Origin of the sequence: Alteromonas sp. IB21 (assembly GCF_016405965.1) — a bacterium.
Lineage (GTDB): Bacteria > Pseudomonadota > Gammaproteobacteria > Enterobacterales > Alteromonadaceae > Alteromonas.
This window is the reverse complement of the sequence record NZ_JAEFCD010000010.1, coordinates 69,744-84,223: the sequence shown is the minus strand read 5'-3', so window position 1 is coordinate 84,223 and position 14,480 is coordinate 69,744. Positions and strand designations below refer to the sequence as shown.

Genomic DNA, 14,480 nt, shown 5'->3' with positions numbered 1-14,480 from the left:
CTTCACCAAATTTTTCGAGGTTTAGTTAAAAACTGCCCAACTTTGCCACCATGCCAGCGCAAGTAATAGGCCACTGAATAAATGGCTACTGCGAGGACACCGTAAAACACAGATACGCAAGCTACAATGATAAAATCATAATCTATACCTCTAGCCATGACCATTGCCGAGCCGAAGAAGAAGCACCCAGTAACCCATTTAAAAAATACTTTTTTAGCATTGCGCTTAAATCCCCAGTAACGCTGATCAAAGTCAATGTCATACATTACGCAGCCCTCTTTATTGGTCTTGCGGGTTGAGTGATAGCTCTCTCAACATCCCAACCAGCTTTAATCCTGTGAAATATGGTTGTGTGACCAATGCCGTAATCGTCAGCCCATTGGCAAAGGTTTTTCGTCACGCCGTTAATCGTTATTGGTCGGTTATTTCGCTTGTTATTGTTTTGGGTATTGCGATCAGCCCACTTGCAGTTATCTGGCGAATAACCTTTGTTGTTATCTTTTCTTTCAAGAGATGCGCCTTTAAATGGTCGCTCCCCCATATCTCTAAAAAAGTTTTCGAACCGCAACCAACTATCGCAAACAGAGATACCTCTACCACCATATTCAGGATATTGTTTATTCTTCGGGTTGCGACAGCGCTGCTTCATACTGTTCCAGATGGCGTACTCTCTTGAATTTCCACCTTTTGCTGATGTAGTAAAACCATGTGTTTTCAATGCTTCATTTTTTGCGCAGCCGCAACTTTTTGAGGAGTTGGTAAAAATTTTTTCTGAGACTACTGGCTTAACCACTCCGCATTTACATCGGGCAAGAGCGTACCACTTAGCCCTAGATGGAGATTCCTCTTTGCTAAGCAGTCGAATGATAGTCCAGTGGTGTACGGTTTTACCGATATTATCTAAAACAAGTTGTTTGTATTTACTTGGCATAAGTGCTCACTTTGTTAATGAGCCTTCCGCGCCAATTGGTTTTTGTATATGGAAGCAAAAAGCAGTTAGTACATATATTAAGCAACAATTAAAGCATTGTTCAAGAGGGGGTTCAATAGTAAAGGTGACATTTAAAACAATAAAAAATGAATGCCAGTAAAATTGAGCCCATTAATAAAAAACAGGCTCAATTTGCTCTAATTAAGATTTGTTGCACTTAATTTATCAAATTTTGATGATGTAAGCTTTCACTCAAGCCTTTGCTTGCTCTTGCAAGAGACTCAACATGCTCATAAGTGTTAGCCCAAAGATCCCTGTTAATTGCTTTCACTCCTTCACTTATGCCCTCATGCCAGCGCTTATGGAAAAAACTTGAGTGAGTGACAAGCAAATGGATTTTATGAGCCTGCTCTCGCGTTATTTCAACGCAGTCTGACTTTTTGGTTTTTGGTAGCCATTCACCTTCGATAGCATAGGAAGCAATAAAATTCCTTGCGCTATCTAGTTTACATGCTGGAATGTCTTGCGCAGAAACCACACTAAAAGCCTTGTGAACTTGTGACCAAATATGGTTTTTTATCCGCTTTCGATCATCATTTGGTAAAAGTCTCAATTTACCGTCCAATACAGCGGCTAAACAGTGGAAGCCATCGGTTCCTATCGTATGGCCTATTAATGTGTTTAATTGATTTCCTTCGTCGGTATAGATGCCATGCTCGCGGATAGAGGGTAAAACCTCAGAAGTCACCCATTTTTTAAATAGCTTAGCTTCTTTTTTGCGGCTGCGTAAAATTGCAGAGTAGAGGCCAGATTCATTAATTATCAATGCGCCCCTATTTCCAAAACCGACAATTTGTCGGGTTTGAACTTCGTCAGCATCAAGCTTTCTTGTCATGGCTTGAGTGTCGGTATAGGAGAGGGCATTTGATACATCCATCGCTATAAACCAAGGCTGATTATTAAGCATGATGGTGCGAACTTCATTTGATTTGAATTTGAATGGTATAACTTGAAAAGGCATAAGGCCTCCTTAGATTTTTTTGAGTAAAACGCCACATAGTGGTGTCGGGAGGCTCAAAACGGCTCTAAGAGACCGCGGAGTTATTTCCCATAAAGGGTGTTTTATTCCTCACCCTCCCGACATAGTAAATTTTTAACTGCAAACTTAATAGATTTTTGACATAAAAAAACCAACGCTATCGGGGCTGGAATATACCGCTTAGAGAGGTTTTGAGTCCTCGTTATCTAAGTTAGCTTTAATTATTTTATTTGTCAATTAGTAACGGCATTTCGTAATTGAGGTGGGCTAAGATGATCACGTGAATGTTTCAACGGCGGGTTATATAAGTATATGCAAACAAACAAAAACGCCAAGCTTTTGAATCGGCGGCTACGCTCCAATTGCGTCTAGGCTCTACCGAACAAAATCTTGGTGATTTCAAACAAAGTGTATTGGACGAAAATGATCTTGTCAATTTTGAAGAAAATAGCACTCCACTATTCCGCACTGCTAACGAACAAGCCCCACGCGCTACTACTCCGGTAGATAAGCGCATGAAGCTATTGCGCAAACAACGTGACCGCATTGAAATCGATGACTCGCTATCGTTTGTTGAGCGTGAAGAACGACTTCAGCGCATAGAAGACAAGATGAAATCAGCGGTAGCCACGTTTAATGAAAAGTGGTACGAAACGGAGTAATAAAAAGGCCGCGTAGTTGCGGCCTCCTTTCAGTTCATTTTCAAATAGAACTCAATCGAGAATATGGTAATTAAAAATACAGCTATGTAATAAAATCGCCATGTTACCCAGTGTTCTACGAATTGTTTTAGTTTTGATTTACCAGCCATCGTCACTATCAGTTTCGCTAAATGGATCGCTATACACTTCTAATCCATCCCCATAAGGATTGTTCGGGCTGTCATTATCATAGACGCTACCGGCACCATACGGGTTATTAACACTATCCGCTGAATATTTACTGCCATATCGACCATACGGGTTCGATATCGAATCAGCACTATATTTATTATCACTCAGTTTGCCACGGTAATTGCCTTGGCTGTCATAGAGTTTTGGCGCACTCCCGTTTTTGCCTAACGTTGGATTGTAGTTAGAGCTATACGGGTTTGTTACTGACTTACTGTTATACGGGTTCTTACTGTATTGGCCCTCATACTGCTGTGCTTGAACACTTCCAGCCATTAACAACGCACCAATCACGATTACTGTTTTCATGTGTCTTCTTCCTTATTAATAGTACACATATAGAGAATAGTGGCGATTGGTTAATTATTCAACTGTGCGTGGGTATTGAATTGGATCTAAAGGTGATTTTTTAAAAATGTGTCGAAGGTGTGCTGAATCATTTTTGAATTAGGCTCTAGCCCTTTAAATACGTGGTGGTTTCTAAAACGTGCCACAAAAATGTAGGTGTATGCATAACCACAAGTGTGTTCTAAGTGAAATATTGAAGGCAGTGTACACTGCGTAAAATACAATACCAAATACTGGCGGTTATATAGCCAAATTGGAAACCGACAAGTGCTGATAAAGCGGGTTTAAATATCCTTTTCACGCATGGTTATCTTCTCAACAGCACAGTATCAGATTATCTACGCATTCACCGACACCTGTGACTCAAACCATGCGACAACCTAGCTTGTCTTCTATTATTGTGCCATTTTATTACATCACTGCTTCAAAGCATTGTTTTCAGATACGTTAAATTAAAAGCAATAAATTAAGTAATCGTTCTTATTTTGATAGGGAGTACACACGTTGAAAAAAATTCATTGTTCCACCCAAGTTAAAAGACTGTGCAAAACCGTTGTAGCCCTAGGTGCAGCAGCGATGACGGCTGTTGCGATAAATGGACATGCCTTGGCTCTAGATGGGGACCAAAAGTCTTCTAAAGTAGCGATTGCGATACACGGAGGAGCCGGCACTATCTTGAAATCGTCGATGACACCAGAAAAAGAGGCGGCGTACAAAGAGGTATTGTCAAAAGCGGTAAAGCATGGGTATGCGCTTTTGCAAGAGGGCAAAAAAGGTGAAGTTGCCGTGGTGGAAACTATCAAAATACTTGAAAGTTCGCCCTTGTTTAATGCGGGCATTGGAGCAGTGTATACCTTTGACGGCGAACACGAACTCGACGCCTCTATCATGCACGGCGGCAGCAAAAACGCAGGTGCAGTTGCGGGTGTTAAAACCATTCGAAGCCCTATTGAAGCTGCGCTACTGGTTATGAATGAGTCACCCCACGTGATGCTATCTGGTAGCGGTGCAGAAGAGTACGCAAGAGAAAATGGCCTTGAGCAGGTCGACAATTCTGTTTTTGATACAGAGTTTCGCAAAGAAGCGCTTGATAGAGTGAAGGCGCGAATGGAGCAAGCATCGAACGGTTATGGCTCACAGCAAGGTAACGAACGCTTTGGAACGGTAGGCGCTGTGGTATTGGACAGTGACGGCAATATTGTCGCTGGAACGTCAACCGGCGGCATGACGGCAAAGCGCTATGGAAGAATAGGGGACTCACCGATAATTGGCGCAGGTACCTATGCTGACAACGAGAGCTGCGCTGTTTCAGCCACCGGGCATGGGGAATATTTCATTCGTTATCATGTGGCAGCTGATATTTGTGCTCGCATGAAATATCAAGAAGTAACGCTAGTGGAGGCGGCCAACACAGTCATTCACGATGTGTTAGTTGAAGCGGGGGGCGATGGTGGCGTTATTGCCATTGATAACAAAGGTAATATTGCTATGCCATTTAACTCAGCTGGTATGTACCGCGCTAGCATAGATACCGAGGGAAAAATAACCGTAGCTATCTATAAGAACTAGTTGTTATTTTTATGTTAAATGTGCTGGCTTGTCGTTCAGTAAAGGACTAGTCTTTAAGAGTGGGGGAAATTGCTTTCACGTATACTTAAAAATAATTAAAGTGCCGTATCGCCAATAGTTAGCAGTGTCGGTCAAAGTAGGCGCCGCGGCTGGAGAATGAAAATGGAATCGTTGCAAGTCAGTGATTATATGAACACTCACCCAGTAAAGCTTAACGTTGATATGCCTGTCGCGCAGGCCGTTGAGGCCTTATTAGCCAGCGGTCAGAGTGGTGGCCCGGTAATTGATAACAAAGGTAAAGTCGTTGGTTTCCTGTCTGAGCAAGATTGTATTGCTCAAATGATTGCTTCGAGCTATTACCGCGAGCAAATTTGTAGAGTAGGGGAAATCATGAAAACCCCCGTGGTTTCTGTAAAGCCTTACATGTCGGTGATTGAATTGGCGCAGTTGTTGTTAAAAGAAAAGCCCCGGGTTTACCCGGTAGTCGATGACGATGGCGTGCTTTTAGGCTGTATCAATCGAACGGCGGTGCTGCGGGCAATAGACGTTCAGCTAAACGATGGGTATCGTCGCGCAGGTTGATAATTGATGTAAATAGGTAGCCAAGGACGAGTGTACTCGCCCTTGGCTGCTTTATTAGCGCGTGCTAGTTGTTCAGTTCGCGAGTATTGTTTGCTAAGCGTCTTATCGCTTCTTTTAAGGTCGCGCCAGAGACTAGTTTGAAGTTTTGTGTTTCTGATGGCATGACGTTTCTGCCGTCTTGCACCACCCAAAGACCTTCACTGTAAACACCACCTAAGTTGGCGTTGGTAGCTTCCAGCCCATCGGTTTCGGAAACGCCATCAATTCTATTATTTACATCGGCAGTGATTCGTATGAGCCCTAAAAACGTAAGCTGGCCGGCGTCTTGTTTGTTGATACCGTAGATCGCATAGCTGTTATTTCCTTGACTGGATGCAATAAGATATTTTTGCTCATCGACGGTAAATAGCGCCAAGCCCTCAATATCAGCTTCAACTGGCGGTGTGATTGCTGCAATAAATGTAGGTGTATTATCAATAGAGCTGATATCTAGCGCCCAAATGCCAGCAGCTTCCTCACCAAAGTAAGCGGTATTGGTGTGGATATCTACCACGCAGCCTTCCGGCTGTGATAGAAGAGAAAACGACTGGCTTAACTTTCCTTCCACTACCTTATTTTCGTTGATTAATAATTTGTATCGCTCGAAGCGACCACTGGTGTCGTTCGCAAACACATGGGCTATACCGTCATCCACGTAAAGGCACATCCCGTAAATGTCGCTAAGCGTTGTTTTGATCTCGCCTAAATGGGCAAGATTGCCGTCTTTATCTATATCGAAAACAGACAAACTGTTGTGTGTGCGGTTTGAAGCAACAGCAATGTCGGTAAACTTTTTATGGCCACCGGTGTTCACACTGTTTACGGCAACCTTATACCCAACGTCCACGTTATTGACTCGTCCCACGGCTAGGCTTTGATGTTGCTTACCCGAAAGATCATAGGTATTCAACGCGCCTTTTTTATCAGTGCCCACTATGCGGCTTTGCGAAGGGGCCAGTGCATTCACCCAGATAGCAGGGTCGTCTGCCGCATCTCCGTAGTTTTGCACCGGCTGCGTTTCAGCTGATGGAAAGACGGCCGCCATAGCATGCTTTTCCGTCTCGTCATTCTTGCTTGCTACTGTTGCGTTTTTATTAGCAAGACACCCACCGTTAAAATAAGCAGCAGACAATTCAATAGGCAGTTCTGCCGCGTAAAAGTTGCCCGATGCGTCATCGTCAACGATTAGTGAAAAACCTGGCTCTTTCCCACGTGAAGATATGGACAAGTGGAGAAATTCAGGCTTAATGGGTTCGGCGTTTTCTTTTAGGTCGTGCTGCAAGGTGATGAATTCAGAATGACATTGATTTTGTAGCCATACGCCGCTTTTATCCGGGCTCACCCAGCCAACAAGGCTGCTGTTTGAATGTAAGATGTTGTTCGACACAGTGCTCACGCCTTCAACCGGCGTATCTGCGTCATGAAAAATAAGCGTTTTTTCTAGCTCACTTTCAATGTGGGCATCAATCTTCCAAACCCCAGCAAACTCATCCGCCAAATAGATGTTTTGCGCGTTAAGGTCGACACTACAGCTTTTGATTCCTGGGCCTATGGCAAAATTACGAAGCCGTAAAAACTGGTCATTGTGCAGTTCATACTGGTTGAGGGTGCCAGTGGCATCAACATTTACAATGTGGGGCGTTCCGCTAGCACTAGTGGCTGCGCATAATGCTTCTGAGCCTTTAGTCGGTTGGCTAAGTCGTTGCTGCTCGTCCAGGGTATCAACAGACAAGCGATATACCTCTATATGCTGCGTATTGTTGTTAAACACTACCAAAGACACCCATTGCTTGTTTTCTGAAGTAATTACTTCAGCGTGTGCAAGCGCAAAGCTGCCCTCAATAAATTGAGTTTTACCTAGGCGGTTAGTTAGCGAAATGCCTTCATACTCGTTTATTTGAAGGTTAATGGCTTGGGTGTCTTCGTAAGAATGACTTTTTTCTGAGGGCGTTACTTCAAGCGTGTCGTTGCCATGTGTGTCACTATAAGTCCGTGCTTCAAGCGTGTCGTTGCCATGGGTGTCACTATAAGTCCGTGCTTCAAGCGTGTCGTTACCATGGGTGTCACTATAAGTCCGTGCCTCAAGCGTGTGGTCGCCATGGGTGTCATTGTAAGTTCGTGACTCAGGTTCTGAGGTTTTTGTGCTGTTAGCCTGGGTGTCTTTATAAGAGTAATCATCGCTTTGGTAATAGAGCGTTTGCTCAAAACCTTTTTTGAGGTGTGTAAGGGTAAGTACAGTGCCGGTGGGCTCGGCTTCGGTTTTTGAGGCTGTTTTATCTTGCGCTGCACAGCTAAAGAGTGTGGTTAGAGCGCCGGTAAAAACTACGGTCTTTGCTAATGCGCGGTGTAGCGCTTTTGTTTTTTGATTATCCATTGTCATTATTGATCCTGAATCGTGGTCGTCGAAGACGCTGTACTGGCTTTATTGATTGTGTGGGTGTAAATCGTCTTCCCATTGTGATCGATATAATTAAGGAAGATGTTGTTAGCTTTAATGCTCACACTGACAAAGCCGCCCGTCGATTTTGCGAATTGTGTAAAGTCGTAGTTACCAACGGGGCGCACTTCTGAGCCGCCACCGGATACTACGTGCACCAGGTCATCCCCGGGTAATTGATTGTGCTGAAGGTCGTGCTCGTGCCCGGCAATATAAAGGTTCACGCCATGTTTGTGAAAAATGGGTTCTAGTACGTCCTTGATAGCTTCTGTTTTACCGTAGCGTTTGCCACTTGAATAAAGTGGATGATGTCCAATGACAACTTTCCAGGCGTATTGCTGTTTGGCCAGCATAGTATTTATCCAAGAAAGCTGCTCAGACGCCCCTTGTGAATACGCTTCCCGATATTTAGTTTCATCTGCATAGTCTGGGTTTAGCGGAGACGTATCGATAAACAACAAGAGTGCTGAGCTTCCATCGTCAAGCTTTAAAGTCTTACTGTAATACTGCGCCGGCATTTCCCAACGTCGACTCTTAGTGCTGTAATCTATTTGCGCCTGCCAGTTACCTCGATAGTCATGGTTACCCAGCACAGGGTACCAGTCGATGAATAGGTGAGGTTGATGATAAATGTTTTCGTAAGAAGACAGCCAGTAAGGGTCGTCAATTGACGCAATGCCATTGTCGTAGAAGTTATCGCCGGTGGTTGCGATAAATTCGGCATCTAATTGGTAGCTTGCAACATCTAGCCATTTAGCAACGTGTTTTTGATAAAAGTGACCGTTGCGGCCCCAGTCACCTAGCGTTAAAAAAGAAACCGCGTCATTCGGTACCGATAAACCTTCAATAGTGGTTTGCGCATAATAATTATGTGAATACTGCTCGTTGGTAGCCTTCGCATTATTAATAGCAGCGTTAGTTTTTGCCGCGGAATGAGCGGGACTTGTTTGCTCTGCCTTTACAAAATCTGAGGTAAGGCTGCAGGTGAAACAAAACGCAACCGCAAACAAGGTTGCGAATGTTGGCTTTGTGGTAGGGAGAAATGTGGATAAACCGTGCATGAAAGACTCTCAAAAGCAGATGACGCAAGCCCCATGATAGAAGCTTGCGAACATCTGAACATTAACAACAAATAAAAGTGACTAGTTAAGCTGCCAAGTAAAACCTAGCTCGAACGTACGGCCATACTCTTCGTACTGCGCGTTTTGACTACGCGTATCGAAATAGTTATAGAAAGGCTCGTCACCTAGGTTAATCCCGTTGAAATACACCTGCATGCTGTCGTTAATGTAATAACGGGCCATGAAATCTATCTGTACGTGGTCATCTTCAAATCTCAACATATCACCATCAATTTCTTCAAAGTTTTCACTTTTATACGTGGTGGCAAGACGTACGCTGAAATCATTCGCTTCGTAACCAATGGTTAAGTTACCAATACGATCTGACTGATTAGGTAACTGAGTTTCGAATGTTTCGCCATCTAAGAATGTGGTGGCCTCAGAGTCGGTGAATGTCGCGTTGGCAGATACGATGAACCCGTTATTAAAGGCTTTAACCCAAGAAAGTTCCAAACCGGTTAAGTCAGCAGAGTCGCCGTTAATTGGCTGAATAACTTCTTCAAAGCCTTCCCAGCCGATGGTACCTGCAACATCTGCATACACAACAAAGTTGTCGATATTCTTATAGAACAACCCTGCTGAAATTACGCCAATGTCGCCAGGGTAGTATTCAAGTGACAAATCGACGTTTTGCGCTTCATAAGGTTGAAGGTCTGGGTTGCCCACTTCTGCCTCACGTTCCGTAACAAATACGCCGTCGTCTTCTTCGGTTTTACTTTCGATAATTTGAAATGCAGCCACATCTTCAAATTTTGGTCGTGAGATGGTTTGAGTGTAGGCGGCTCGAAGCTGCAGCTTGTCAGAAAACGTATATCTGGCGTTTACACTGGGTAGCCAGTAGTCATAGTCGCGTTCAGCTTGCCATGGTGTGTTTACCACTTCTTCTACATCGGTTTGTTCATTTTCAACAAGCTCTACACGCATACCTGACGTTGAAAAGTCAGTGCGCTCGTAGCGAACACCGGCAACCAAGTGAAGCTTTTCAATATCTACGCTGGCCATAACGTAGGCGGCAAAGATATCTTCTTCATTGACGTATGTGGCACCGCGAGATTCAACTTCTGAATTAAGGCTGTCTACTTCAAGGCTTGAGCGGTTATCGTTGAAGTAGCTGCGCATTACGCCGCGATTAAGTCCAGGGCCGAAGTCATCGAGTGCATACTCTGGGCTAGCAGTACCAAACACAGAGGCATCTAGCCCATCAAAGTCGCCATCAAAAATCGTGATGCTGCTGTCCCTGTCTTTTTCTCGGCTGCGGTATTTTGAACCGAATTTGAATTCACCAATGTACCCACCTAGGTTAATAGGGCGTGATGCGTCAAATTTAATACTGGTTTCGGTATCTTTGGTATAGTTGTCTTCAAAACTTATTTCGTCTACCTCATAGGTAGATAAATCCATAGCATCAGCGTTTTGCGAAACCGTCGGGCGCATGGTATTTAGATCAGCGTCGATGCTGTCGTTTTCTGTTTTAAATACATAGTACAAGGCGTCTGGTTCGTCTTCATCAGACTTTGCATAGCCAAGTTGCCAGTTTGCTCTCCACGTCTCTAATTGGTGCTCACCACCTAGTGCCACAGTAAAGATGCTTTGACTTTCGTAACGGTCTTTACTTTCCCTTTCTATTTCCGAGTCTTCACCATCAAAAGTGAAAATGTTGCCTTGGCGGTATTCGTCGTCAGAAAACTCGCTATACAGTGTGCGAAGGAAATACTGGTTGTTGAAGTCGGGGCGAAAATCAATGTTTAATGCACTCCCTAAACGCTCGCGAGTGATTGTATAGTCTCTTTGCTCAAGCTCGTCATCGCCGTTGCTTTCAACGTTATCAGAACCAAAGTCTCTGTCAAAATAAGAGATTGCACCGGCAACACCCCATTCGGACGAAAGCTTTTTGGTAAAAGTACCGGATAGCTTTGGACTGGTTTTATCTACCAAATCGTTTTGACTTGCTTGTACGGTAACGCTTGCAGTATCACGGGCTTTATCGAAGGCGCTCACGCTTTTAACCGCCACCGAGCCACCAATGGCGTCACCATCCATATCTGGCGTAACAGATTTCGATACTTCTAGAGTCTGAATGAGTTCTGAGGGAATAACGTCAAGGGCAACCGAGCGCACGCCAGATTCCGGCGACGGAATATTCAACCCGTTGATGGTTACATTGTTCAGGTTCGGATCGATACCGCGAATTCCCACAAAGCGACCTTCGCCTTGGTCACGTTCTATTGAGAGACCGGGCAAGCGTTGCAGCGATTCTGCAGCATTCTGATCAGGGAATTGACCAATAGCGTCTGCCGAAACAATAGACGAGATACGATCAGATACGCGTTGCTGGTTAATGGCGCTTGCCTGTCCGCTTCGTTGTCCGCGTACCAGAATCTCATCGATAGTATCGCCGCTACCAAATTCGACGGCAGCGCGGGAAATACCATTGTCTGTCACGACAATCGTTTGCGTGACGGTGTCTTCACCAAGATAAGAGATTTCTAGCGTGTAAGTGCCTTCAGGAATAGAAGGGAAGCGAAACGTGCCGTCTCTGCCTGCTTCAGTGGTAAGGCCTAGCTCGATAAGTTTGATTCGTGCGCCGGCATAGCTTCGGGCCTTGGCTGCATCTTTTACTGAGCCAATAATAACACCATCAGCCGCCATAGCAGGTGAAGCAATGCTTAGGCCTAGTGCCGTAACGCAAGCGAGTGCAAGGGAAGAGTACGCGGTTTTAATTTTCATTTGTTTTCCAATCAATTAAGCAGTCAAAAGGAGTGTTAAGTAAGTGCTAAGTTAACGAGTGGGTACCCTAAGAATCCTGCATGACAGTTATATGACGATTTGATGTTGGTAAAAAGACTTGGCGGTGAAAACCATATTGACGAAGCATTTCGTGAGCTAAATTGACCCTTTCTTATGGTTATGATTTTTATGGATTTTTTGTTAAATAGAGACAGAGGTGGAAATAATTGCCATGAAGATGTCACATTGATGAGCCAAACTGACCCTCGACACTACAAACTTACTTAGGCAAGACTCCTTGCTTCAATTTTGAAAATTGGATATCGCGCGGCGGCATTTGATAGCGATTTTTCTGTGTTTGACTGACAAGGTCTACGCAACCTAGCGCGCTTATCAAAACGCGTTTATCAAAAGTAGAACAGCTTGCAGTGTGCAAATTATTAAGAGATACCAAGAGGCATTATGTTTACCTTTACCAATAGCACCCAGTTTGGACATCATAAATTGTGGCTCGCGTTTACCATTAGCGTTGTCGCGTTTGCTATGTGTTTATCATTTTCTGTCGGTAACGCTAAACAAAGTGCCGACATTTCAGGGTTAGATATCGTAGGGGAGGGGAGCATCGTCTTGCTTACGCTTGCTTGGATACTCGCAGCACTTGCGAGCCGACCTCCCGGTAAAGTTACAAGCCTTCTTGTTTTCGGGCTAGGGTTCTTCTTGTTCTCGGCTACGTTAGATTTTTTAGATGAGTTTTTACATTACCCTGACGATGCACATTGGATAAGCATGATTGAGTCTTATCCTGCAGCCGTTGGAATGGTGGTGATGACAGCTGCCCTTTACCAGTGGCATCTTGAGCAGAGAGCGCTCAATTTACAGCTAAGACGCCGTGAATGGGACTATCGCGACCATGATAAAATTGATCCGATAACCCAACTTTATCGCGCAGAATACTGGAAAGAACAAATTCACAAGCTTCAGCAAGTTAATAAAACAGCTGTGCTTGCCATTATAGATATCAACAACTTTTCTTTGTTTAATCAGCAGTATGGATATGCGGAAGGCGACCGATACCTCCATGAAATCGCTCAGTTAGTGGTGATGAACTTGCGTCAACATGATTTAGCCTGCCGCTACGCTGGCGATCGCTTTGCTATTCTTTTGCCGGATGTGTCGCCGACTCAGGCAGGTATCATTATCAATGAGATAAAGGTCAGTATTCAGCATCTCGCTTTCAGACACAATTTAAATGCGAATGCTATTTATACTAATGCCCGAAGTACGCACGTAACGCTGTTGCCCAACCAGAAACTGTCCGCAGTGTTAAACGCCATGCTTTTTGAACTTGAACGGCCTCAAAAAAGCGCTGCGTAATCGACAAGACGATGAATAAAGAAACGATTTTTAGCGCAGCAAAAACCAGATGGAATTGAGCATACCAAGTTTTACCGTAGAAGCGACACCGTCACAACATGATGATGGCAGCGATATGCTTTATGAAAAAAAGCAGCGCTCAAGTGAGCGAGCTTCAATGGATGTCCATGTAAAAAGTAATGCTAGCATGGGTGTCTCTGTAAGAGACACGTATCTAACAGTCGATGAGGACGCAGATAGCGTGGATGTCTTTGCAAGTTCTGATGTTGCGCAGTCAATTCACGACAAGGTCATTGCGGGCTATTGGTTGGTTAAGGCTGTACTTGACGTTTCAATTACCCGTGGCGCGAACAAAAACAACTTGTTCAGAGGTACAGGTATTTTCGAAGACACGCTAGAGCCAGATTCTCTGATAAGCGTTAAACAATATCAGTCACTACTAGCCAATGTTCAAAGTCAAACTAAAGGCGCAGACGTCAGCTTTTTACTGGGCAATGCGTTGGCCTCTCAGTGGTTGCGTAGCCCCTTACACGTCTTACAAACCTGCGATACGCTGCAGGAGCTGCTGACCCACCTTGCACAACATCAGGTATTTCGATGGTGCAGTATGCCCTTATGTCAGTATCAGCGCTTTGACATTCACGATAAGATAATTTTGGTTCCTCAACTTACACTGGGTAATTCGAAAACCTCGCAATTTGTCAGAGAAATGGGATTTGCCACCTTAATTGCACTCGTGAAAGGTATCGGGAAACGACGCGTTCCCGCGTCTTTTTCTTTTACCTGCACTCGGCCAAAAAATATCGCTGATTTTGAGACCCATTTAGGGCTTAAACTTACCTTTAATTGTCCAGTCAGCAGTATTAGCATCGAAAAAAGCGCGCTAGATGAATCATTGTCAGCGTCTATTAATAGTGCATCGGATATGACCAAAGAGCCTACATTAGACACGCATATTGGCCATAAACTGTACCCACTTATTTCCCTTCCTGACTATGTAAGAAGCCATGTTTACCAATCGATAAGAGCGGGGCATTCGGGAAGTGCACTGCCCGAGCTTGCCGAAAATTTAACCATTAGCCCAGCTACGCTCAAGCGCAAATTGAAAGAGTTTAATACCAGCTATCGTCAATTGTCAGAAGAAGTCTGGCGTAACTACGCGTTAATTTTGCTGTCTGTGTGTAAAGCCAATAACGAAGAGGCGGCAAGTAGAATGGGCATCAGCGATTTACCCAATTTTCGCCGAACGATTAAGCGACTGACGGGCAAAACACCAAGCGAACTAAGACTCTCACATGCGTAAGTTGTGTAAACCCGTGTAATTTTCTTTTCAATAGCAGTAAAAACTTTTATCCTCTCCCGCTTATATTTTTTACGTTGTAAAGCCATTACAGACGCAACTTTTTATTGCTTTACACTATTG

At 44.2% G+C, this 14,480-nt stretch carries 12 protein-coding genes; 5 read left to right on the top strand and 7 right to left on the bottom strand.

What is annotated here, in order from left to right; all coding sequences use genetic code 11:
• Positions 1 to 2: 2 nt before the first annotated feature.
• From JC525_RS08865 to JC525_RS08855, 3 genes are all read right to left on the bottom strand, one after another.
• On the bottom strand, positions 3 to 266 hold the full coding sequence (locus JC525_RS08865; protein WP_198815503.1) for a hypothetical protein: 264 nt from the start codon (positions 264 to 266) through the stop codon (positions 3 to 5).
• Positions 266 to 931, bottom strand: a complete 666-nt coding sequence (locus JC525_RS08860; RefSeq protein WP_198815502.1) for a hypothetical protein — start codon at positions 929 to 931, stop codon at positions 266 to 268. The genes JC525_RS08865 and JC525_RS08860 overlap by 1 nt, the downstream gene beginning before the upstream one ends.
• Before the next feature lie 217 nt (positions 932 to 1,148).
• Entirely contained in the window at positions 1,149 to 1,952 is an 804-nt protein-coding gene (locus tag JC525_RS08855) for a BRO-N domain-containing protein (RefSeq protein ID WP_198815501.1), read from the bottom strand.
• A gap of 380 nt (positions 1,953 to 2,332) precedes the next feature.
• On the opposite strand from JC525_RS08855, the gene JC525_RS08850 reads away from it, so the two are divergent.
• A complete protein-coding gene (locus JC525_RS08850; protein ID WP_198815500.1) occupies positions 2,333 to 2,632 on the top strand; it encodes a hypothetical protein in 300 nt (99 codons plus the stop codon).
• 138 nt (positions 2,633 to 2,770) lie between these two features.
• Here JC525_RS08850 and JC525_RS08845 read toward each other — a convergent pair whose 3' ends face one another.
• Entirely contained in the window at positions 2,771 to 3,169 is a 399-nt protein-coding gene (locus JC525_RS08845) for a hypothetical protein (protein WP_198815499.1), read from the bottom strand.
• A gap of 615 nt (positions 3,170 to 3,784) precedes the next feature.
• Here JC525_RS08845 and JC525_RS08840 point away from each other — a divergent pair.
• Together JC525_RS08840 and JC525_RS08835 are read left to right on the top strand one after the other, a co-directional pair.
• Entirely contained in the window at positions 3,785 to 4,777 is a 993-nt protein-coding gene (locus JC525_RS08840) for an isoaspartyl peptidase/L-asparaginase family protein (protein WP_198815580.1), read from the top strand.
• A 162-nt stretch (positions 4,778 to 4,939) separates the two neighbouring features.
• Complete coding sequence (locus JC525_RS08835) at positions 4,940 to 5,359, top strand: CBS domain-containing protein (protein WP_120959734.1); 420 nt, start codon at positions 4,940 to 4,942, stop codon at positions 5,357 to 5,359.
• A gap of 64 nt (positions 5,360 to 5,423) precedes the next feature.
• Here the strand turns inward: JC525_RS08835 and JC525_RS08830 are convergent, their stop codons facing one another.
• The 3 genes from JC525_RS08830 to JC525_RS08820 form a co-directional block, all read right to left on the bottom strand.
• Positions 5,424 to 7,772: a phytase gene (locus JC525_RS08830; protein WP_198815579.1), complete on the bottom strand. Its 2,349-nt coding sequence runs from the start codon at positions 7,770 to 7,772 to the stop codon at positions 5,424 to 5,426.
• Positions 7,773 to 7,777: 5 nt separating this feature from the next.
• Entirely contained in the window at positions 7,778 to 8,896 is a 1,119-nt protein-coding gene (locus JC525_RS08825) for a metallophosphoesterase (protein WP_233095082.1), read from the bottom strand.
• 81 nt (positions 8,897 to 8,977) lie between these two features.
• Positions 8,978 to 11,683, bottom strand: a complete 2,706-nt coding sequence (locus JC525_RS08820; RefSeq protein WP_198815498.1) for a TonB-dependent receptor — start codon at positions 11,681 to 11,683, stop codon at positions 8,978 to 8,980.
• Positions 11,684 to 12,145: 462 nt separating this feature from the next.
• Between JC525_RS08820 and JC525_RS08815 the strand changes: the two genes are divergently transcribed.
• Together JC525_RS08815 and JC525_RS08810 are read left to right on the top strand one after the other, a co-directional pair.
• Positions 12,146 to 13,057, top strand: a complete 912-nt coding sequence (locus JC525_RS08815) for a diguanylate cyclase domain-containing protein (protein ID WP_198815497.1) — start codon at positions 12,146 to 12,148, stop codon at positions 13,055 to 13,057.
• A 49-nt stretch (positions 13,058 to 13,106) separates the two neighbouring features.
• Positions 13,107 to 14,360, top strand: a complete 1,254-nt coding sequence (locus JC525_RS08810) for an AraC family transcriptional regulator (protein ID WP_198815496.1) — start codon at positions 13,107 to 13,109, stop codon at positions 14,358 to 14,360.
• Positions 14,361 to 14,480: the final 120 nt, after the last annotated feature.

What these genes read in the sequence shown, in the direction of transcription:
- JC525_RS08865 (WP_198815503.1), bottom strand. Translation starts at nt 266, where the DNA reads ATGTATGACATTGACTTTGATCAGCGTTACTGGGGATTTAAGCGCAAT.
- JC525_RS08860 (WP_198815502.1), bottom strand. Translation starts at nt 931, where the DNA reads ATGCCAAGTAAATACAAACAACTTGTTTTAGATAATATCGGTAAAACC.
- JC525_RS08855 (WP_198815501.1), bottom strand. Translation starts at nt 1,952, where the DNA reads ATGCCTTTTCAAGTTATACCATTCAAATTCAAATCAAATGAAGTTCGC.
- JC525_RS08845 (WP_198815499.1), bottom strand. Translation starts at nt 3,169, where the DNA reads ATGAAAACAGTAATCGTGATTGGTGCGTTGTTAATGGCTGGAAGTGTT.
- JC525_RS08840 (WP_198815580.1), top strand. Translation starts at nt 3,785, where the DNA reads ATGACGGCTGTTGCGATAAATGGACATGCCTTGGCTCTAGATGGGGAC.
- JC525_RS08835 (WP_120959734.1), top strand. Translation starts at nt 4,940, where the DNA reads ATGGAATCGTTGCAAGTCAGTGATTATATGAACACTCACCCAGTAAAG.
- JC525_RS08830 (WP_198815579.1), bottom strand. Translation starts at nt 7,772, where the DNA reads ATGGATAATCAAAAAACAAAAGCGCTACACCGCGCATTAGCAAAGACC.
- JC525_RS08825 (WP_233095082.1), bottom strand. Translation starts at nt 8,896, where the DNA reads ATGCACGGTTTATCCACATTTCTCCCTACCACAAAGCCAACATTCGCA.
- JC525_RS08820 (WP_198815498.1), bottom strand. Translation starts at nt 11,683, where the DNA reads ATGAAAATTAAAACCGCGTACTCTTCCCTTGCACTCGCTTGCGTTACG.
- JC525_RS08815 (WP_198815497.1), top strand. Translation starts at nt 12,146, where the DNA reads ATGTTTACCTTTACCAATAGCACCCAGTTTGGACATCATAAATTGTGG.
- JC525_RS08810 (WP_198815496.1), top strand. Translation starts at nt 13,107, where the DNA reads ATGGAATTGAGCATACCAAGTTTTACCGTAGAAGCGACACCGTCACAA.